Annotated in this window: 15 protein-coding genes; 2 read left to right on the top strand and 13 right to left on the bottom strand. The window is 41.9% G+C overall.

Annotated elements, in window-relative coordinates; translation table 11 throughout:
- Positions 1 to 12 precede the first annotated feature (12 nt).
- From MKX68_RS23455 to MKX68_RS23445, 3 genes are all read right to left on the bottom strand, one after another.
- Positions 13 to 1278 (bottom strand): YncE family protein, encoded by a 1266-nt coding sequence (locus MKX68_RS23455; RefSeq protein WP_340914223.1) that lies wholly within the window; start codon positions 1276 to 1278, stop codon positions 13 to 15.
- Positions 1279 to 1453: 175 nt separating this feature from the next.
- Positions 1454 to 2314, bottom strand: coding sequence for a Cof-type HAD-IIB family hydrolase (locus MKX68_RS23450; RefSeq protein WP_091029203.1), 861 nt, complete (start codon positions 2312 to 2314; stop codon positions 1454 to 1456).
- A 194-nt stretch (positions 2315 to 2508) separates the two neighbouring features.
- The gene (locus MKX68_RS23445; protein WP_340914222.1) at positions 2509 to 3039 is read right to left on the bottom strand and encodes a GNAT family N-acetyltransferase; all 531 of its coding nucleotides are present in this window, start codon (positions 3037 to 3039) and stop codon (positions 2509 to 2511) included.
- 209 nt (positions 3040 to 3248) lie between these two features.
- On the opposite strand from MKX68_RS23445, the gene MKX68_RS23440 reads away from it, so the two are divergent.
- Complete coding sequence (locus MKX68_RS23440) at positions 3249 to 4406, top strand: S8 family peptidase (RefSeq protein ID WP_340914221.1); 1158 nt, start codon at positions 3249 to 3251, stop codon at positions 4404 to 4406.
- Positions 4407 to 4527: 121 nt separating this feature from the next.
- On the opposite strand, the gene MKX68_RS23435 is transcribed toward MKX68_RS23440, so the two are convergent.
- The 6 genes from MKX68_RS23435 to MKX68_RS23410 all read right to left on the bottom strand — a co-directional run bounded on the left by MKX68_RS23435 (position 4528) and on the right by MKX68_RS23410 (position 12552).
- A complete protein-coding gene (locus MKX68_RS23435; protein WP_047843450.1) occupies positions 4528 to 4926 on the bottom strand; it encodes a RidA family protein in 399 nt (132 codons plus the stop codon).
- A gap of 314 nt (positions 4927 to 5240) precedes the next feature.
- A complete protein-coding gene (locus MKX68_RS23430; protein WP_338587350.1) occupies positions 5241 to 6683 on the bottom strand; it encodes a 6-phospho-beta-glucosidase in 1443 nt (480 codons plus the stop codon).
- Positions 6684 to 6717: 34 nt separating this feature from the next.
- Positions 6718 to 8631, bottom strand: coding sequence for a beta-glucoside-specific PTS transporter subunit IIABC (locus MKX68_RS23425; RefSeq protein WP_338587352.1), 1914 nt, complete (start codon positions 8629 to 8631; stop codon positions 6718 to 6720).
- A gap of 445 nt (positions 8632 to 9076) precedes the next feature.
- Positions 9077 to 11014: a beta-glucoside-specific PTS transporter subunit IIABC gene (locus MKX68_RS23420; RefSeq protein WP_340914220.1), complete on the bottom strand. Its 1938-nt coding sequence runs from the start codon at positions 11012 to 11014 to the stop codon at positions 9077 to 9079.
- A 167-nt stretch (positions 11015 to 11181) separates the two neighbouring features.
- Positions 11182 to 12021: a BglG family transcription antiterminator LicT gene (licT, locus tag MKX68_RS23415; RefSeq protein WP_091034839.1), complete on the bottom strand. Its 840-nt coding sequence runs from the start codon at positions 12019 to 12021 to the stop codon at positions 11182 to 11184.
- A gap of 231 nt (positions 12022 to 12252) precedes the next feature.
- On the bottom strand, positions 12253 to 12552 hold the full coding sequence (locus MKX68_RS23410) for a hypothetical protein (protein ID WP_340914219.1): 300 nt from the start codon (positions 12550 to 12552) through the stop codon (positions 12253 to 12255).
- A gap of 1674 nt (positions 12553 to 14226) precedes the next feature.
- Between MKX68_RS23410 and MKX68_RS23405 the strand changes: the two genes are divergently transcribed.
- Positions 14227 to 15288: a hypothetical protein gene (locus MKX68_RS23405; RefSeq protein ID WP_340914218.1), complete on the top strand. Its 1062-nt coding sequence runs from the start codon at positions 14227 to 14229 to the stop codon at positions 15286 to 15288.
- 297 nt (positions 15289 to 15585) lie between these two features.
- Here MKX68_RS23405 and MKX68_RS23400 read toward each other — a convergent pair whose 3' ends face one another.
- The 4 genes from MKX68_RS23400 to MKX68_RS23385 all read right to left on the bottom strand — a co-directional run bounded on the left by MKX68_RS23400 (position 15586) and on the right by MKX68_RS23385 (position 19995).
- Entirely contained in the window at positions 15586 to 16173 is a 588-nt protein-coding gene (locus tag MKX68_RS23400; protein ID WP_340914217.1) for an ABC transporter ATP-binding protein, read from the bottom strand.
- A gap of 59 nt (positions 16174 to 16232) precedes the next feature.
- A complete protein-coding gene (locus MKX68_RS23395) occupies positions 16233 to 16982 on the bottom strand; it encodes an ABC transporter transmembrane domain-containing protein (RefSeq protein WP_340914216.1) in 750 nt (249 codons plus the stop codon).
- Positions 16983 to 17021: 39 nt separating this feature from the next.
- Positions 17022 to 17507, bottom strand: a complete 486-nt coding sequence (locus MKX68_RS23390) for a hypothetical protein (protein ID WP_340914214.1) — start codon at positions 17505 to 17507, stop codon at positions 17022 to 17024.
- A gap of 1330 nt (positions 17508 to 18837) precedes the next feature.
- Positions 18838 to 19995 (bottom strand): acyltransferase, encoded by a 1158-nt coding sequence (locus MKX68_RS23385; RefSeq protein ID WP_340914213.1) that lies wholly within the window; start codon positions 19993 to 19995, stop codon positions 18838 to 18840.
- Positions 19996 to 20063 lie beyond the last annotated feature (68 nt).

Below are 20063 nucleotides of genomic sequence, written 5' to 3'. Positions count from 1 at the left end.
GCCCTCACCTTTCTACGGATTTACACCTACTGCGAACGGACGTGCCCCCACCGGAATGGTAGCAATCACCGTATTCGTTTCGCCATCGATCACAGAAATGGTATTGTCATCTTGATTGCTTATATAAACTAGATTGGTTAACGGATTGGCGCCCGCTCCGTTTGGATTAATTCCGACAGGAACAGTAGCAATCACCGTATTGGTTAATCCACTAATTACTGAAACATTATCCGTATCTCGATTTGGGACGTAAATGGCGTTTGTGGAGGTATTAACCGCTACTTCAGCTGGTGTAACGCCGACCGGAATGGTATCAATTACGGTATTCGTCACACCATCAATAACGGAAACCGTATTACTGGTTAAATTCGATACATAAATACGGTTTGTGGCTGGATTAACACCTACACGAAATGGATTGACCTGAACAGGTACCGTAGCAATCACCGTATTCGTTACTCCATCAATCACAGACACCGTATCAGAATTAAAATTAGCTGCATAGATTAGGTTAGTTAAGGAATTGACTCCTATACCCGTTAAAAAATTGAGTCCAGGAATAGTGATAGCATCAATTACCGTGTTGGTCAATCCATCAATAACGGTTACATCTTCAGTTGTGTCCAATGAATTAAAATTTGCTGTATAAATAGCATTGGTCGATGTATTGACCCCTACGTCACTTGGCTCACTCCCAACCGGAACAGAAGTAATCACTGCGTTGGTTACACTATTAATGACGGAAATGGTATTGCTGCCTCTGTTTGAGACATAAATACGACTCGTTAATGGATTAACATCAATCCCTGCAGGATTCGTTCCCACAGGAATCGTAGCAATCACCGTATTGGTTTCGCCATTAATGACGGAGACATCGTTACTATTAAAATTCGCAACATAAATGCGGTTGACTGGTGTGTTATCTCCCTCCATTTCAAGTTCAGAAGAGACTAATCGATGTGCGGCAACTAGCTGACCAGTTTCATTTTTGCCCCACACGGAAATCTCCGTCTGCTCCATAGCTACACCTTCAACTGTAAAGACAAATTCAAACGCATCAAGATTGGCAAAATAAGTTCTTGTCACTACCTGATCCGGAGCAAGTGAAATCTGCTCGCTGACATATAAAGTCCTCGTAGCGGTCAAATTATACCCTTGTATCAAAACAACGGATTCATCCAGAGAATTCCTGTTATCAATTTTAACGGTAACTTGTTGTGTTGGCCGTACATCACTGACGGCATTATTCTCAATAGGTCCGGTTGATAGAATGGCCATTTCGATTCTCTCCTTCACTTAGATGTTATGGTTTGATTAGAACCCTTTTGTAAAAATATAAATTGATCTGTTTAAACCAAAATAAAGACCCTGCAATAATATATGCAGGGTCTTAAATAAGGTTTGGGACAAAGGATATACGTATTACCCGTTTTTATCTCTCACCTTGTTTTCTTTAACAAGTGATCAATCCATACTTCACAAAACTATGATACAATCCATCTTCCTCTACTGTTCCAGTAATATCATCTGCAATGGCTTTCAGTCCAGGCTTTGCATTACCCATGGCAATTCCGACGTTACAAAATTCCAACATCTCGGCATCATTCATGCCATCACCAATGGCGAATGTATCTTCTTGGGACATGCCCAGATGCTCCAACAAATCGGCGATCGCAATCGCTTTGTGAATGCCAGGGATCATCAGTTCACCACTTCCTTCACCAAAGATCGGCACAGTGCACTGAATGACTTCGAATTTCCCTTCAAACTCTTGCTTGATCCGCTCAAACGGGATGGCTGAGCTCTCCAAGAAACATACTTTGTTCACATCATCCTTATACAGGTCGGCCTCTCCATACGTTAATCCGGCAATAAACGGGTGCGGTTTCAGCTCCTTCTTCTCTCTGGCTACAGGGTCATTCTCCACATCACCATAGATGCGGCGTTCCAGGTGAGGTTGAAGATTGCTACTCGCATACAATGCCGAATTGGATTCAAGGTAGAAGTCAATGCCGTTTTCATTGAAAAAATCGACCATATGTCGAACATCTTCCGCTGTTACCCTTTTGTGATATAACACGTCCTTGCCAAACTCCACATAACCCCCACCTGCACCAATCAGACCATCGAATCCGACATCCCAGATGGAATCATAAATTTCTGCTTTGGATCGGCCTGTACATAAATAGAGCAGATGCCCATTCTCACGAGCCTGTTTGCAAGCCTTCTGTGCTGACAACGGAATACTTCCATCATCGTCAACCAATGTGCCATCAATATCAATAAAAACAATTTTCCGCTTCGTTTCGTTCATCTGCTTAGCCCCCATCATGTATGTTGTCTATGTCTAACCGAGCGAGTGCCGACAGGCATTTTCCTTATACAAAATTACCTATTCCGTGGTGTTCGCTGATCGATCAACTTCTCCAAAAATCCGGCAAAAGAATCCGCGTATACTTCTCCCCCATTACCATCACAATGTCATTTTCCTTCAATAAATTCCAATGGTCACTTACGTGCGAACTTGTCCATATGTACGGTTTGCCAGTCATCATCCTGCTCAGCAATAACCGTAAACCCTTGGCGTTTCCAGAAATCTACGGCTCCTGGCAAGAAGCGATGTGTATGCAAATACAGCGTCGTATAGTGCATATCCTTCACCACATTCTCCAGTTCCTTTAACATCATCGAACCAATGCCGTATCTGCGATACGCGGGATCTACATAACATTTTACTATTTCGGCTGCAGACTGAGCTTCATATCGTCCTTCCACGGCTTCAATTCGCCCATCATATGGCAAAATCCCAATAGAACCAACGATGCCCGCATCCCCCATCATTGCAACAAGAAAGATCGCATCGTTGGAGTCCAGATAATGTTCTCTGAACTGCTCGAAGTCCACAGGCAATTTCGTATGATCCATCATTGGAAACACTTCTCTGCGTACACGCATGGCAAAATCAATGGCATCATGAATCTGGTGTGCCTGAACTGGTGTGACTGTCGGTATACTCTGAAGTTGTGTCAATAAATCCACATTCCTTATCCTCTGTATTAGGAGCTACTTCTTGGCCTCCTTGAATCTTGTTCATGCTAAGATCGGCTCTCTTCATCTCATCTTACCGAATTTATCCCGTCCTATCAATCTATCTGCACTACTAACCAAATTGCAAGAGTGCCCGCGCAGTCTGATAGAGTTCGCATACGATAAGGCGTGTCACAATCCATATTGGAGGAGAAGCGCTCATGTGGTTATGGTTAGGTGTTTTTGCTTTCGTTTTGCTAGTAATCGGGTGCGTGTATCGTTATCTGGACCAACTTGCCGAGAGCAAGTTTCACCCTCACGCTCCCAAGCAGCTCTTAGTCAAATTCAAGGAAGGTACAACCGAGGATGAGATGCACACCTTGCACAAAAAAGGGAGATGTAAAGTCGCTGAGACCTACGAAGATTTGGGATGGTACCGCATGGAATCCCGCAAAAAAATGCACAGAATGCTGAAACATTACAAAGATCATGAGTTTATTGAACATGCAGAGCCGAATTACCTCGTTGAGGCTTCCTTCACTCCTAATGACCCTTTCTTTCCTTATCAGTATAACCTGTCCAAAATCAATGCACCCGCTGCATGGGACATTACTCAGAGTAACAGCTCTGTCAAAATCGCCATTATTGATACCGGTGTACAGCTGAATCATCCAGAATTGGCCTCCAAGCTCCTTCCCGGTTATGATTATGTTGATTATGATAACATCCCTGAGGACGGGAACGGTCACGGCACCCATGTAGCTGGGATCGCTGCCTCCGTTACCAACAATGGTGTGGGTATTGCAGGCGCTGCACCACTCGCATCCATCGTTCCGCTCCGAGTACTGGATAACAGCGGGCAAGGAACGATAGGTAATGTCGGTAACGGGCTTGTCTATGCTGCCAATAACGGTGTACAGGTTGTTAACCTGAGCCTTGGTGGTCCGATGGGAGACGCTTTCCTTCAAGCTGCCGTACAATATGCTTGGGATCGAGGAGCTGTGATTATTGCTGCAGCCGGTAACGACAACACTTCATTCCCAATCGTACCCGCCTCGTATCCCAACGTGATTGCCGTTGCTTCAACCAACCCCTCCGATCTCAAATCCAATTTCTCCAACTATGGTTCATGGGTGGATATGGCTGCCCCGGGTGATACCATACTATCCACATACCTGGGTGGTTCCTATGCCTACCTTAGCGGTACGTCCATGGCTGCCCCTCATGTGGCTGGAGTAGCTGCACTTCTTGCTGCACAAGGAAAAACAAATGCTCAGATTCGGGATGCGCTGTGTTTCGCTTCTGATCCGGTATCAGGCTCCGGGATCTACTGGACATATGGTCGACTGAATGCTTATCAGAGCTTGCAGGTGCCATAATACACCTACTATCGCTCATGATTGCACACATGGCATATCCTTTCCATTTTTACACAAATAAAAAAACGAAGGGGCATCTGTAAGTGAGATGCTCCTTCGTTTGGTTAGAAAGTATTCGATGTTACACTTTTGCTGCCCAAAGCTCTATTTCAATTTTAATCTCTGGTAGACCTAATGCCGTAATATATCCAATCGTCATTGCAGGATAATCCGTACTAAATAATTGTCCCCACTCGGCATATAAGAAATCCCAATCGATTTCCTCGGTTGCCCATACGTTCACTTTGATAATATGTTCAGCATCTAAGCGCTCAGATTCGAGCACTGTTTTAATATTATTAAATGTATTAGTGACTTGCTCATTCAGACTCTCTGGAAAGAGTCCATTATGATCTGCTCCAATTTGACCCGAAGTCACAAATAATTCTGCATTCCTCGGGATTCTTGTAATATGCGTGTACTGACCTACAGGAGCTGGCATATTTTCTGGATTTTTTCTGGTGATTTTGTCAATATTCATTTGGATTACCTCATCATTCTTAAGATTTTTCTGCGTTATTTCCTAGTTTTCTTCCGATTTTGGGCAGACTTCACCCTTGGAATAGATTCTAGAAAAAGACAGCAGTGGAGTATCCATATCCCGAAGATATAAACGCAAGTGATTTTTTCTTCATGAGCGGATGCTCCTCCCTTCTTAAGTGACAAGATTCTCTTCATTTCTTTATTATATCTGAAAGCCGCATCAAGGGTCAAATTCATCCCCTCATAAACAAAGAGCAATCCCGTAATAACGAGACTGCTCTTTGTTTATTCTATAGCGCCAATCACCTTGTATCAGAAATATTGTGCGCCATTACTCGCAATGACATCTTTGTACCAGTGAAAACTCTTCTTTTTCACTCTGCGAAGTGTGCCCGTACCATCATTATTTCGGTCTACATAGATATAGCCATAACGTTTCTTCATCTCTCCGGTACCCGCACTGACCAGGTCAATCGGTCCCCAGCTTGTGTAACCTATGAGCTCTACACCGTCTTGAATCGCTTCAGCCATCTCGGCAAAATGACTATTCAAATATTCGATGCGATAGTCATCTTCAACGGAGTCATTGTCTAACAACACATCGGTTGCCCCAAGTCCATTTTCTACGATAAACAACGGTTTGCCATAGCGGTCATGCAGTTGATTAAGCGTAATTCGAAGCCCCTTAGGATCAATGGTCCATCCCCACTCAGATGCTTGAAGATATGGATTCTTCACCGAACCAAATACATTGCCTTCTGTCGAATCTTTCAAAATCTCAGGGTCCGTACTTGTACACCGGCTTGCATAGTAGCTAAAACCGATATAGTCGACCGTGTTCTGCATCAATATATCTGCATCTTCCGGTTGCATGTCAATCTGAATGTCATTTTCTCTGAAAAATCTTTTTGTATAACCCGGATATGCTCCCTTCGACTGCACGTCGATGAAAAAGAACGATTCACGATCTTTCTCCATGGCTTTCCATACATCATCCGGATTAGAGCTGTATGGATACACCATTCCAGCGGCCAACATACAACCAATCTGTGCACCAGGAATGATATCATGACAAGCCTTAACAGCAAGTGCACTCGCTACCAATTCATGATGTGCTGCCTGATATAGGACCTGATCTTTGTTTTCACCTTCCTGCAGAACAATACCCGCTCCAATGTACGGGAGATGCAGCAACATATTGATTTCATTAAACGTCATCCAGTATTTCACTTTATTCTTGTATCGATTGAACAATGTCGTCGCATATTTCTCAAAAAAATCGACCATTTTGCGATTCTTCCAACCGCCGTAAGTCTTGACCAGATGTACAGGTACATCGAAATGGCAGATCGTCACGACAGGTTCAATATTGTATTTCAATAACTCATCAAAGACATCATCATAAAATTGCAAGCCTGCTTCGTTTGGCTCCGCTTCATCGCCATTAGGGAAAATCCGTGCCCAGGCTATGGAAAGCCTGAGGCACTTAAATCCCATTTCTGCAAATAACGCAATATCTTCCTTATATCGATGATAGAAGTCGATGGCTTCATGTGAAGGATAAAATTCCCCTGCTTTTGGCTCATACGAATCCAGGTTACCCAGAGCAATATTCCATCGATTGGCACCAATCGGAATCAGATCTACTGTTGTTAAACCTTTGCCACCTTCCAGATAAGCACCTTCCAATTGATTCGCTGCGGTTGCTCCTCCCCAGAGAAAATTCTCCGGGAAGGCTGTAAATTTTTCATTCATTGAGACGTTCCTCCTATACCATCTGTGATTCCAATTAGCTTAATACCGTGATCAATTTATCTTTCTCATGAACGGATGCCTCTTTTGTTCCTACAACGTCCAGATAACTTGAAGTATTAGTGACAATGATCGGTGTAACTGTCTCATATCCTGCATCCTTAATCGCTTGCAGATCAAACTCAACAATCAGGTCACCTGCGTTAACACGGTCTCCATCTTTCACATGAGTTGTAAAATGTTGACCTTTCAGCTTTACCGTATCTTGTCCAATATGGATCAGCATCTCTACACCATCATCGCTTACAAGACCAATAGCGTGTTTGGTACGATATACGGTTTGAACGACACCTGTGATCGGAGACACCACTCTGCCACTGGTTGGACGAATTGCAATCCCTTTACCCATATGCTCTCCTGCAAACGTTATGTCATTAATTTCGTTCAATGCAACAACTTCACCAGCCATTGGGCTTACAATTTCGTATCTGCTGTTCGGATTTGGATCAAGTACAGGTGCTGGAGCTGGTGCAGCTTCCACTTTGTCTTTGAACCCAACCACGTACGTCAGAATAAAACCAAGGACAAATGCGATACCACATGCAACCAGAGCCATATAGAAACCAGAATCAACACCTGTTGCTTTATTAATGAAACTTGGGAATCCGAATACTCCCAGTCCACCAAAGATGTATAATTTCGAACCGGCCAGTCCCAAGATACCACCACCGATACCACCAGCAATACAGCTCATGATAAATGGTTTTTTCAGTGGAAGTGTCAGACCGTAGATAGCTGGCTCGGTTACACCGAAGATCCCAGAGATGAAGGCCGGAATACCTAAAGATTTCAATTTGGTATTTTTGGTTTTCAGTATAACGGCAAGTACAGCACCGATTTGAGCAAAGGAGGCAGCAAAAGACATGGCAATTACCGGATCAGCCCCAGAAGTACTCAAGTTAAGAAGCATGACTGGCACGAGTCCCCAGTGGAGTCCAAACAGTACAAACACTTGCCACAATCCACCGATAAGCAAACCTGTAACCACTGGACTTAAATCGTAGATGCCGGTTGCTCCTGCACCAATCAACTGGCCTGCCCAAGTGGATACTGGACCAATCAGTATGAACGTTGCCGGAACGATAACGAGCAATGTAAAGAATGGAACAAGGAACGTGCTAACAACTTTAGGAATAATATTTTTAAAGAATCTTTCAATTTTAACAGCGAAGAATGTAGCAATAATGATTGGAATAACCGATGTTGAATAACTCATAAGAATAACTGGAATACCCAGGAACGTAATGTGAATCGGTGATTCAATTAACGTACCTGCAAACAGGGTGTACAATGGATCTCCAGCAGTCAAACCAGACAGCGAAGGATAAACTAACGAAGCACCTATCGCCATTCCCAGGAACGGTGAACCGCCAAATTTCTTGATTGCCGTATAACCAAGGAAGATTGGGAAGAAGTAGAACAGACAGTCACCCGTTGCATTTAACAGTTGGTACGTTCCAGAAGTTTCCGTAATCCATCCAAAGGATAAAAACATGGCTGTAAAACCTTTGATCATACCTGTTGCAGCCAGCAAACCGAGTAACGGTGTGAACACACCGGAGATCATGTCGATAAATCGACTGAACAATCCAACTTTCTTGCCTGAGTTGTCTGCTTCCTCTTCAAATTGACCTTCACTTGGGAAATTCCCCGCTTTAACCACTGCTTTATATACATCCGGCACTTCATTGCCGATAACGACCTGATATTGTCCACCACTTTGCATGACGGTAATAACACCTGGCAGATTTTTAAGTTCTTCCGTTTTGGCTACGCTTTCATTTTTAAGTTTAAACCGCAGTCTTGTTACACAATGGAATACACTGTTTACGTTCTCGCGACCACCTACACGTGACAGAATGTCCTTAGCTAATTGATCGTAGTTGCTCATTGTAATTCTCCCTCTCTAAGTAGACTCCTCATGACTTTTGAAACAAATAAAACCTGAACCACTGAACATACACAACATACCGGATCGTCCGGAAATCAGTCGTGTTATTCAGCAATTCAGGTTTTGCCCTTAACGGTTGCAACCCTGTAAGGCTGTACACATTGGTATTTAATTATTTGGATAACGAAAGTAAGTTGAATTCCATACCCTCTGAACTGAGGATGGTCGGCATTGCCTGATTGAACAGTTACAACCCGATTGATGTATGCGCTTACTTCTTGAACTCATCATAGTACATCTGAACTACGTTTGCAACACTTATTTTTATTAAATTCATAAATGCATTTAAGTGACCGAAAATACTAAAAAGAGACGCTTTCGAAAGCATCGAAAGCGTCCCTTTTTAGCATAATATCCACATTTATAAATACGCACTGAAGCAGAATTAACCAATAACAGTAACCAATTTATCCTTTTCTTGCACTTCCCGATTCGTTGTAGCAACCACGTCCAAATAATCTGCCGTATTGGTCACAATAATCGGTGTTACGGTCTCATATCCCGCCTCAATAATAGCTTGAATATCAAATTCAACGATCAGATCACCGACACTCACACGATCTCCGTCTTTCACATGTGCAGTGAAATGTTGACCTTTGAGCTGTACCGTATCCTGACCGATATGGATCAGAATCTCTACACCTTGATCATCTACAAGTCCGATTGCATGTTTGGTACGGTAAATCGTCTGTACCACACCATTAATCGGAGATACAACTCTCCCACTGGTTGGACGAATAGCAATCCCTTTACCCATATGTTCACCAGCAAATGTAGCATCGTTAATTTCTTGCAAAGGAACCACCTCACCCGTCATTGGGCTGGCAATTTCGTAACGATTGTTTGGATTTGGCTCAAGTGCAGCCTTCTCTTCTTTTACTGGCTCTGGAGCCTGTTTGGCAGCCTCCGGATTAGCAGGATCTTTGAATCCTACAAAATAAACGAGAACAAAGCTTAGTACAAAAGCAATAACTGTGGCAATCATAGCCATCCAGAATTCATAGTTAATCCCTGCTGTCGGACTAATAAGCGCTGGAACACCAAAGATGCCTGATGCAAATACAAACATTTTGGAACCTGCGAATCCAATAATACCACCAGCTACTGCAGAAGAAATACAACTCATAATAAATGGTTTTTTCAGTGGCAAAGTAAGACCATAGATAGCAGGCTCAGTTACGCCAAAAATCCCGGACACAAAGGCAGGAACCCCTAGTGATTTGAGTTTGGTATTTTTCGTTTTAAGCATAACGCCAAGAACGGCACCAATCTGAGCAAAAGAAGCAGCAAACATCATCGCCAGAATCGGATCTGCTTTCAGAGTGGACAGATTCAGCAACATGATGGGTACGATACCCCAGTGTAACCCGAAGATCACCAATACTTGCCACAATCCACCAACAACAATACCGGTTACTAACGGACTCAAGTCATAAATGCCCGATACCCCGGCACCAATCAGCTGACTTGCCCATGTTGCGATTGGACCAATCAAGAGGAATGTTACAGGTACAACAATCAGAATTGTAAAGAATGGCGTGAGGAACGTTCTCACAACAGAAGGAATGATCTTTTTGAAGAATGCTTCTACCTTTGCTCCAAAATAAGCAGCAATAATAATCGGAATGACGGATGAGGAATAACTCATCAAGATAACGGGAATACCCAGGAACGTGATATGAACCGGTGATTCAAATAATGTTCCTGTAAACAGCGTATAAAGCGGTTCCCCACCACTAAGACCGGATAAGGTCGGATATACAAGTGATGCTCCGATGGCCATCCCGAGGAATGGAGATCCACCGAATTTTTTCATTGCTGTGTAACCCAGGAAGATTGGGAAGAAGTAGAACAGACAGTCACCAGCAGCATTCAACAATTGATATGTGCCTGAAGCCGGGTCCAACCATTCGAGAGAAGTAAACATGGACAGGAAACCTTTGATCATCCCTGTTGCAGCTAGCAAGCCGAGAATTGGTGTAAATACACCCGAGATCAAGTCGATAAACTGACCCAGAAGACTCTCTTTTTTACCGGAAGATTCTGACTCATCACTTGAGACCGGTTCATCCGCATTCATATTACCCACCTGTAACAAGGCTTTATACACATCAGACACTTCGTTACCCACAACGACCTGGTATTGTCCACCACTTTGCATTACCGTTATGACTCCAGGCAGATTTTTGAGTTCGTCTGTTTTGGCATTTTTGTCATTTTTTAATTTGAAACGAAGTCTGGTCGCGCAGTGCACCACGCTGTTAATGTTCTGTTTACCACCAACGCCAGACAGAATATCTTTGGCTAATTGCTCGTGTTTCATGAAGTCTTTTCTTCCTTTCTGGCTAGACACGGATTCGAAGCATATTGGAGAGAATAAAAAAACCTGAACATCTGAATGTATGGAACATCCGGTTAACGGTATGTTCTGTCATTCAAGCGTTCAGGTTTTGCCCTAGTGGTTGCAACCCTGCAAGCTGATCTATGGGATTATTCAGAAGTTGCATTCACAACTCTCTCAATATGAATCGTTAAGTACATCATTTCTTCGTCAGTTAGTTGATACGTGTAGTTGCTTTCAATGAATTTCTTGATTTTCTCCGAGCACTTGTGCGCTGCTGGATACTTTTTCTGAATCATCAGAAACAGTTCATCATCGTTGTTGCTCTTGTAATGTTTTCCCTTCACCAAACGTTGGGCGAAAAACTTCAAATGCGTCACAAAGCGATAAAATGTCAGTGAGTTCTCATCAAAATCAATCTTGAAATGATACTTGATGATTGTCAAAATTTCCTGCATGACCTGCGTCATACTCTTGATGTTGGGCATTTCCTCATTCAAAGCTGCATTGACAAAGTGAAGTGCCATAAACCCGGCTTCGTCCTCGGGCAAGATCACACCAAACTGATCACAGATCATATTGAGCGCTTCCATTCCGACTTCATATTCCTCTTTGTATAACTGCTTTGTCTCCCAGATTAAGCCGTTGCGTATGGGCAGATTCTTGCGATACCGCTCAATGGCAAAGTGAATATGGTCTGTGAGATGTAAGTAAATGCTCTCATTTAATTTCTTTCCAAGTTTTAGCTTGGCGTAAGCGATGATTTCCTCGGATACTTTCATGTATTCCAGAGGAATGCTTGAGATTAATGCCTTGAAGTTTTCCTGAATATCTTCATTCTGTAAAGTAAATATCTTGTCGATATGCTGCTCGGAAACCATATCACCCGCCCGCTTCTGATAAGCAATCCCCCGGCCAATGATAATAACTTCCTGTTCGTCATTCATTGCAACTACAGCATTATTGTTCAGCACCTTCTCGATTTTCACTTTATCACTCCAATATACAGAAAAAGACAAACCAATCCCTTTTCTCAAGGTATACGGCTTTGCCTGATTCAACAGTTACAACCCGATATGTTGTACGCGCTTCCCTCATAATATTACAAATTTCTACACAGTGCAACAAAAAGTTAATATCGAATTAGCATGACTCCCGATCTAGGTAAATATACTCACAGGAGTGTGCAAAACATGAATTATTTTACAAGGATTTATGGTTTAATGTTTTTTGCTTTCTTTCTCCAGTTCCGCTTCAATTCTTCGATTAATCATGTCCATTTCTTCTGGATCCAAACGATCGACCTGAGTGTATTCTTTATCCATCTCGTACTCTTTCGCCTCACCTTTGTTCATTAGCCCCAGATGATTCTTGATGTCTCGGATATCTTCACGCATATGCATCGTCTGACGGTAATGATCTATCACAAGTGCGAAAACAATGCCCCCAGCCAAAATCGGACCGAATGGGATCAGATAACATAGAACGAGTCCTATGAGCAAAAATAAAACAAAGTACATATATAGTGCCCCTCTCATATAAAGTATCTACTTTGCTAAGTTAGACGTTTCTCAGATTACAAATTAAAGCGTTCCTGGATTAACTGTGCCACTTCATCCGGGCTCCTGTTTCGCTCCAATCTTTCCGATGGGTCAATCTCAAGAAATGTGTGGCTCTAATTTAACCTAATAAAATCGGAGTTTTTCACTTGGATATTAGCTTCATCATTTCATCCAAAATAAACTCTTCTTCATATCAAGCCATCTAATATCTAAAGAGTTTTTTCTTTGAAAGAAACATCCAGTGTAATAACTGAATTGAGATAATTTTCAATCGACATTATAATTTGGGGAAGATTTAAAGTATATTCCTCCTCCTCTTTCTTACTTAGTAAGTGAATGTTCAGAAAAAAATGATTATTTACTTTGATTGCGTTATGTCCTTGTACAATTTCTTCCAATGTACATTCAACCTGTACATACCTCCCATCCGATAAATTGTCGGCGATCAAGAACTTCTTACTTTCCGAATTGAACCCATAAATAAAAATCTCATGTAAATGAGACCATTTTAGATAGGCTTTAGAAGCAGATATGAAGTATCGATCAACGTACAAGTAAACATAATGACCTAATTTTAATGAATCTATTATGAAATCTACTATCGAATCCCACTTACTTTCTATAACGAAACATTGATGAAATCCTACCATATACATTAAATGTGTTGATAATAGTATCTTGAATGGGTAATTCAATTTTCACCATCATAACGTCTCTCCCTGGACATTGTTGTGAAACCTTCAGCATTATTTTAACTGAGATTATCTACCCTAAAATAAACACCTCGATTTCTTTCAGTCTGAAAGTAAGGAATTCCATAAATTATGAAACTCTATTTTTAATGAGAGATCCTATTCTACTCCATATTTAACAAAAGGGGCCATGGCAGGACTCGTGTAAAATGAACGTTCTCACATAACAGTTCACACAAGGGGAATTCACCACCTTCACCACTAAAGCAAATCACATGTTATTGTAATAGAACGGGTAAGCACTCCCGACCATTTGCATTGAATTGAGCATGCCTTTCCACCGCAACCCTCTCTTGCAGAAATAGTCCAGATTACTAATTTTCATTTCCAACATATATTCTACGAAGCTTGTCAAATGTCCTTTCGGCTTAAATAACTGTGTGATAGTCGCCTTACCGTTAATAATTTCTAATACTGCCTCTGCACCATTCATGAAAATCATTTGCGGGAGAATATTCATATTCTCATTAAGATCTCTGTACACATCCACAGCTGTTAATTGGTCATGTTCAACTCGTTCTAAGATCTAACACACTCTCTCTGCCACATAGCGTTAAGAGCAGTCCTATTTTTTCATCTTTGAGTAAGGCGTTTAACTCGTCGCATCTTTTTTCAGCAGGATATGATTTGCTTTCTTCTGAGTCCATACAGTCTCACAGCATTGGACTTCGTATCCTTTGTCTACTAAATGGCTGATCGCTTAACATAACTATTTCTAGAAGATTGAGCTTGGAGAACATTAACAACCTTGAATCACCTCTATTCATTTAAATATTTGAATTTTTAACAAATATATACTAAAATACAAATAACCAAGCAATAATCTCCCATAATTAAGGTACATGAGTAAAAAATTTATCTAGTGAAGGGAGCACCACTAATGAAAACATTGCCTCTTTGTGATCCTCTCATTTCAAACTATCCTCAACATGCTTTTTATCTATCCATTATTTCTGACCATAAGGAGTGCCAGCCTTGGATTTACTCGAATTATACGAATCTATTCCTATCGGATTGGAAAAATGACGAGATTTTTCTTGACTTCTATGTACAAACACCGGAACATCACTTTAATCCCTGGTTCAAAGACTCACAACGACTACACCGAGATCTTATCCTGGGGTCTATTCCCGACTTCATCTCGTTTATTAAGGATCAGATCGACTCCGGGCATTACGTGTGGACCCACGTGGATGAATATTATATTCCTGATACGCCTTCGTTTCGCAATTATCGATTTGCACATGCGGTTATGATCTATGGATATGATGACACCGTACGGGAGTTTCAGCTTGCTGGATTCTTCAAGTACCGGAGTTATTCTCGAACAACCGTCTCTTATGATGATCTGAAGACGGCGTTCGAGCATTGTGATATCTATGATGATTATCTTAACTTCACACATCTGTTAAAGATTAACCCGGAGTACCACAACGGCAAAATTTATGAGTTTTCTCTCTCCTACTTTGCCGAATGTATGGAAAACTACTACACCTCTCATAATGAAACAGAAAACTTCAAGAGTTTTTATACGCCAACGCTTTATTCGGATCGCACCTACGGTCTGGATATCTATAATAAACTAATCATGTTTTTTGAAATGATGCTTTCCAAGCAACGAACCATTGATACACGTTTGTTGTATACGCTGAAAGAACACAAAAAATTTATGAATCTCAAAATTAAATATATAGAACAGGAAGGCCACTATGTTTTTCCCGTAAAGTTTAAAGATAACTATATTCAAGTTGAACAAGAAACAACGATTATCCTCAACCAGTTTTTGAAATACGGCATGACCCAACGTGAGGAAAATATCATCAGCTTGATGGGCAGATTAGGTGCTCTGTACCATCTGGAGAAAGAATCCCTTGAGCTGTTATTAAATGATTTCAACAGTCGGGGTGTTCGTAGTGGCAAACCGATATTAAGCCAAAGCTGACGGCCCGCTTTGGTTCAAACTCTGGAGAAGGTCCGTTTGCTGTCCTTCTCCATTCATGTCCTGAAGACTGACCATTTCCCGGTATAATCCCTCTCGATTCAAAAGTTGATCATGTGTTCCTTGATTCAACCATCTCCCCTTTATGCATGACAAAAATCAGATCCGCATTTTGAATCGTTGATAGACGATGAGCAATAACGATGGTTGTTTTGTCATCACAGTAACGGTCAACGGCTTTCTCGTCCTGTATCAAGGCCCAGGCAATAGTGAGTCGCTGGCGCTGACCTTCAGATAGGGTTATTCCCCGATCCCAATAAAAGTATCGTTTGCTTCGGGCAGACTCATGATATATTCGTCGATTTGTGCCGCCTCGCAAGCGGATCTCATCAAGTTTTCCGCGTTCAGATCTTCCATTCCCAAGAACAGATTGTTTTGAATCGTATCCGGAAAAAGAGAAGGTTCCTGGAACACAATGCCTATACACTCGGTCCAGTCCGAACGATACAATTGATTGAGAGGCTTATCATTCACCAATATACGACCTGCATCCGGATCGAAATAACGGATGAGGAGTTGGCCATTGGTTGACTTTCCAGAACCGCTGGTACCTACAATGGCAATTTTGAGTCCCATAGGAATGTCGAAGCTCAGGTCTTTCAATATAACATTCCGGCCTGGCTCGTAGCTGGAGTGAACGTGGTCAAAAGATAGGCTGTGCAATGCCAAAGGTTCCGTAGTGTTGCCCTCGTTCATGTGCTCCCCTTCCATAACACTGAGCAGTCTTTCCACGCTAGCAACGCCTGCGGACCAGTCCATGAACGAGTTGAACAGGTCCTGTAAGTATTGGATGAACTGAAGTCCGAGCTGGAACAGGACAACGAACATGCCAATGGATAGTTCGCCTTGCAGAACCAGCAGACCTCCATATCCAAGAATGAGTACTCTTACCCCCAGTTCAATGGTTCGCTGGTAATCATTTTGAAATTCACAAGTTTACCTTCATGCATCACGTTCTCGTAGTACATGTTGTAGAGTTTGTCATATCTCTCCTTTTCCCAAGCCAGTCTGTGATTTGCAAGCACTTCTCGGGTGGACGAGATCCCTTGCTCAATATGGAAGAGCACACCGGATTTCGTCTGCTGAACATGGCCGGCTGCCTTCTTCAGTTTGACTGCAAAGATTCTGCCGAAGCTAACATATGCTGCACCGAGCACAAAACAGGCAATCAACATGAAAGGGCTGGCTATCCCGATCATGACCGAAACAAACAGCTGCTGAATGCCGCGAGGAATCTGCTTTCCGATCATATTGGCAACCTTGTCCAGATCCTGGATAACATAATGCACATACGTAGCTATGCGTTCCTTTTGTAATTGACGTATCGGAATTCTGTATACATAGGACATGAAATCAGCAGTCATATGGGATTGAATGGCGGACTGATTTCGATACATCATGTGCAAATCATAGGTGAAAAGTATGGCATAAAGAAGTAAAGCCAAGACAAAAGGAAGGATCATACCCGGTACGAGCTCATACTGACCTTGCAATAAAATATCGCGATGAGACGCTGCTGAAGACCAATGATACTCAGAAAAGACAAAGACTCTAGGAACATTAAAATGAAGGAGGAAATCAGCAGCAATGAGGGGCGACATGATATACTTTCTCAGAAAATGAATATGCTGTTTCACTGACTAGCTCCACCCCTCCTCTCCAGAATTCAACTGATATTATGCTCCCTGTCTTCTCATCAATTCATCATGGCTTCCCATTTCCCGGATTCGTCCATGTTCAAGCACAACAATCACATCATAATCCTTTATAGTAGATAACCGATGAGCAACGGCAATGGTTGTCCTACCTAACAGCAAACGTTCCATAGCCTGCTGTACTTCTAGTTCACTCGCCGTATCGAGAGCAGACGTTGCCTCATTAAGCAATAGAATGGTGGGTTTCATAAAAACATGCGTGCAAAAATAGAATTCCCCCTGCTGCGGATTATAAAACGAACCAGAAGCTGAAGCAGGGTAGATTTTCCATGTCATTGGACCTACGATGGTCACTCGTTTTCCGGCCTTGATTGTCAAATTAAAATCCAAGAGTACTTCTACACCATTGTTGTAACGATATGCGACGTGTTCGAATCGGAGCTCTCCGATGATTTCCTGTAAGGAGACAGGTTTGGCCACTTCGACAACCTGGGGTTCTGTTTGCATAGAGCGATGGATTTTGGCGGCTTGATGCATCAGAACTTTTTGTTCCGTGATGACCGTAATAACCAGGGTTACGTTTGCATGACCTGAAAATAGTAAAGTAAATACGCAGACATCACTCCTACGCTCAGTGATTCCGTCCGATTTTCAGTAATTATGACATTTCAATAGTTAGCTGCAGGTTTTCTTCTAACTATGATATGAGAGAAAGATAAGTTGACCTTGCAGTGTGAAAAAATAACTATTTTTACATTAGAGCATTTTGCATGAATCCAAAGACTCTTTCAATCAGCAAGGTATAGAATGGAATACTTCTAATCTTCTAGATCTTGTAAAGCGGAAGTTATTTTAATCCTATTATGAAAAAAAGTTATTAAAAACCCTAATTTAGTAATTTTTTTATAAATATACTAACTACAAGCAAGATTTTCAAGTTTATATTGGAACTGAAAAGGTGACGGAGATAAAATGTATACAATATGTAAATGGAAGGTATACGTCGGCAAAACCAAGTATACTCACACTGGGGTACTTTCAGAAGGATAGACCGAGCGCACTAACTATTGATATTACGTTAAAGTAGGTATTATAATGGCGATATAAAGGCTTTATTCGTGTTCACTCAATCTAACTACTCTGCATGTACTTTTCCCACAACCTGAAACGAATGTATCCAGTTTTCCAGTTCTCAATTTGTTCACGAAAAAAAAACTATTTGGGGCATTAGCTTGAGGTTCTACGGGTTTCTGAAGATTTAATTTGTTTCGGAGGACCTTTACGTCCAGAGTAGCTCCAGTGATAGATCGTTTAGAGGAAACTGAAGGTATGCAATTACTACGGAAACGTTCAGTGAATACCGCTCCGTTCGCCTGGAGCTTTGTTGAACCCTCTCCTGAAAGGGACAAATCTCGTTTTGAAGGGCACAGCACGGATTCTTTATAAGAGTCCGCAAGCCCAATAATTTCATTTTCTCATAAGTTTTCTTCCATTAATATGCGCCCTGTTCGATTCACTTCCCCGGGGAGCTCGACAACAAACCCACTTTATTCGAAAAACTATCTGGGTGCTTTTCCTAACAAGTATTTATCATGAACAAACGCTTGAATTCATCTAGGTATGATTTTTCATTGACTCGTAAGACATGCGGATTGCTAGATAACTGTTCTTTGTCAACTTAATTAAAGTGTTTTCACTCATATCTCGCCTCTCTGTTCATTCCAGTATACACAAAGGTACCCATACACTGAACAAATTCAAAAAGATGTGTTTAGTGTATGGGTACCAGATTGAGGGCTTGAAAATCTTATCTTAAATGACATATGTTTATTTTAACTTAACGTCCAATCAGTACCCATCCCCACTTCATCCGGCGCAATCCCATTGAGCAGATCCATGAGATCAGGAGCGCTACAACATAAGATAGTATGATGCCTACGCTGAAGTGCCGAGCCAGTTCATCTGTGAATTCACGTCTCCAGAAGAGCAGTACGAGTGGATGCATTAAAAATACACCAAATGCAACGGTACCCAAGGAGTCCAGAACATGCGTAGCTTTACGAACTTCGGAATGTTTTCCTGTGCCGATTCGTTCAGTAAAGATCAGTAGGAGCAAGCAGGCTGACAGCGTAAACAGATTTCGGAACAGGAACAGCACGGTATAGATAATAACCGGGTATGCAGCAAAAGCGGTTTTGATATAAGCATTACCATATATAAAAATGGCACCTCCGCTCAACAACGCAGCTATAAGCACGTAACGGTGAGTATACAGTTTATTCAATGCCCACTCAAAGTTCAGCCCAACCCATGCGCCAAAACCAATCACGATCAGATAACTGGGTAACAAACTTCCTGTCCGTTCGAAGTGAAACTGCAAATGTAGTGCATAGAAGAACGCTTGACCCGCAATAAAGAATAATGGCAAATAACGATTAAAAAAACGATAGCGAGTCAGGGACAGAAGCCATGGAAAAACGATATAGAATTGAAGAATAATCAGAAAAAAGTACAAGTGTGTATGAGCGGTTCCCATCACTAATTGTTTGGCAAATTGAACACCATGAGTCAAAGGTTCTTTGCCCGCAAGCAGCTGTTTAATGGCAAAATAGATAAGGGACCACACTACATAGGGTACAAATACATAGAATAAACGCTTTTTATAAAAAGCGAGCATCCAACCCTTCTCATTCACCTTGGAGCTGTAGTTGTAGAATAAGACCAGGGATGACAGGAACAGAAACGCTGGAACGGCAAATTGCAGGAACGTGTTCCAGAAGTAATACACATCATGATCTAACGTGTGTTTGGGGTAATGCGCAACTGCTGTTGAAGTCGCATGGATGGCTACCACTGCCATGATGGCAAAAGCACGATAGAGATCCAGATACTCAATACGCCGGGGCCGATTAACCGGTTGATTCATAAAGATAACCTCACTTGTGCCTGATATGGGATGATAGTTTCCGGCCGCAATCCAGATTCTATGCTTCATTTTAATCAGCACACGAGGGTAATACAATCATAATCCATATTATTTTCGTTATATTACATCATTATTCT

The sequence above is a fragment of the Paenibacillus sp. FSL M8-0212 genome, from assembly GCF_038004645.1.
Lineage (GTDB): Bacteria > Bacillota > Bacilli > Paenibacillales > Paenibacillaceae > Paenibacillus.
The sequence above is the reverse complement of the archived record's forward strand: the minus strand, read 5'-3'. Positions and strand labels throughout refer to the sequence as shown.

What these genes read in the sequence shown, in the direction of transcription:
- MKX68_RS23455 (WP_340914223.1), bottom strand. Translation starts at nt 1,278, where the DNA reads ATGGCCATTCTATCAACCGGACCTATTGAGAATAATGCCGTCAGTGAT.
- MKX68_RS23450 (WP_091029203.1), bottom strand. Translation starts at nt 2,314, where the DNA reads ATGAACGAAACGAAGCGGAAAATTGTTTTTATTGATATTGATGGCACA.
- MKX68_RS23440 (WP_340914221.1), top strand. Translation starts at nt 3,249, where the DNA reads ATGTGGTTATGGTTAGGTGTTTTTGCTTTCGTTTTGCTAGTAATCGGG.
- MKX68_RS23435 (WP_047843450.1), bottom strand. Translation starts at nt 4,926, where the DNA reads ATGAATATTGACAAAATCACCAGAAAAAATCCAGAAAATATGCCAGCT.
- MKX68_RS23430 (WP_338587350.1), bottom strand. Translation starts at nt 6,683, where the DNA reads ATGAATGAAAAATTTACAGCCTTCCCGGAGAATTTTCTCTGGGGAGGA.
- MKX68_RS23425 (WP_338587352.1), bottom strand. Translation starts at nt 8,631, where the DNA reads ATGAGCAACTACGATCAATTAGCTAAGGACATTCTGTCACGTGTAGGT.
- MKX68_RS23420 (WP_340914220.1), bottom strand. Translation starts at nt 11,014, where the DNA reads ATGAAACACGAGCAATTAGCCAAAGATATTCTGTCTGGCGTTGGTGGT.
- MKX68_RS23410 (WP_340914219.1), bottom strand. Translation starts at nt 12,552, where the DNA reads ATGTACTTTGTTTTATTTTTGCTCATAGGACTCGTTCTATGTTATCTG.
- MKX68_RS23405 (WP_340914218.1), top strand. Translation starts at nt 14,227, where the DNA reads ATGAAAACATTGCCTCTTTGTGATCCTCTCATTTCAAACTATCCTCAA.
- MKX68_RS23400 (WP_340914217.1), bottom strand. Translation starts at nt 16,173, where the DNA reads ATGTTCGTTGTCCTGTTCCAGCTCGGACTTCAGTTCATCCAATACTTA.
- MKX68_RS23390 (WP_340914214.1), bottom strand. Translation starts at nt 17,507, where the DNA reads ATGCAAACAGAACCCCAGGTTGTCGAAGTGGCCAAACCTGTCTCCTTA.
- MKX68_RS23385 (WP_340914213.1), bottom strand. Translation starts at nt 19,995, where the DNA reads ATGAAGCATAGAATCTGGATTGCGGCCGGAAACTATCATCCCATATCA.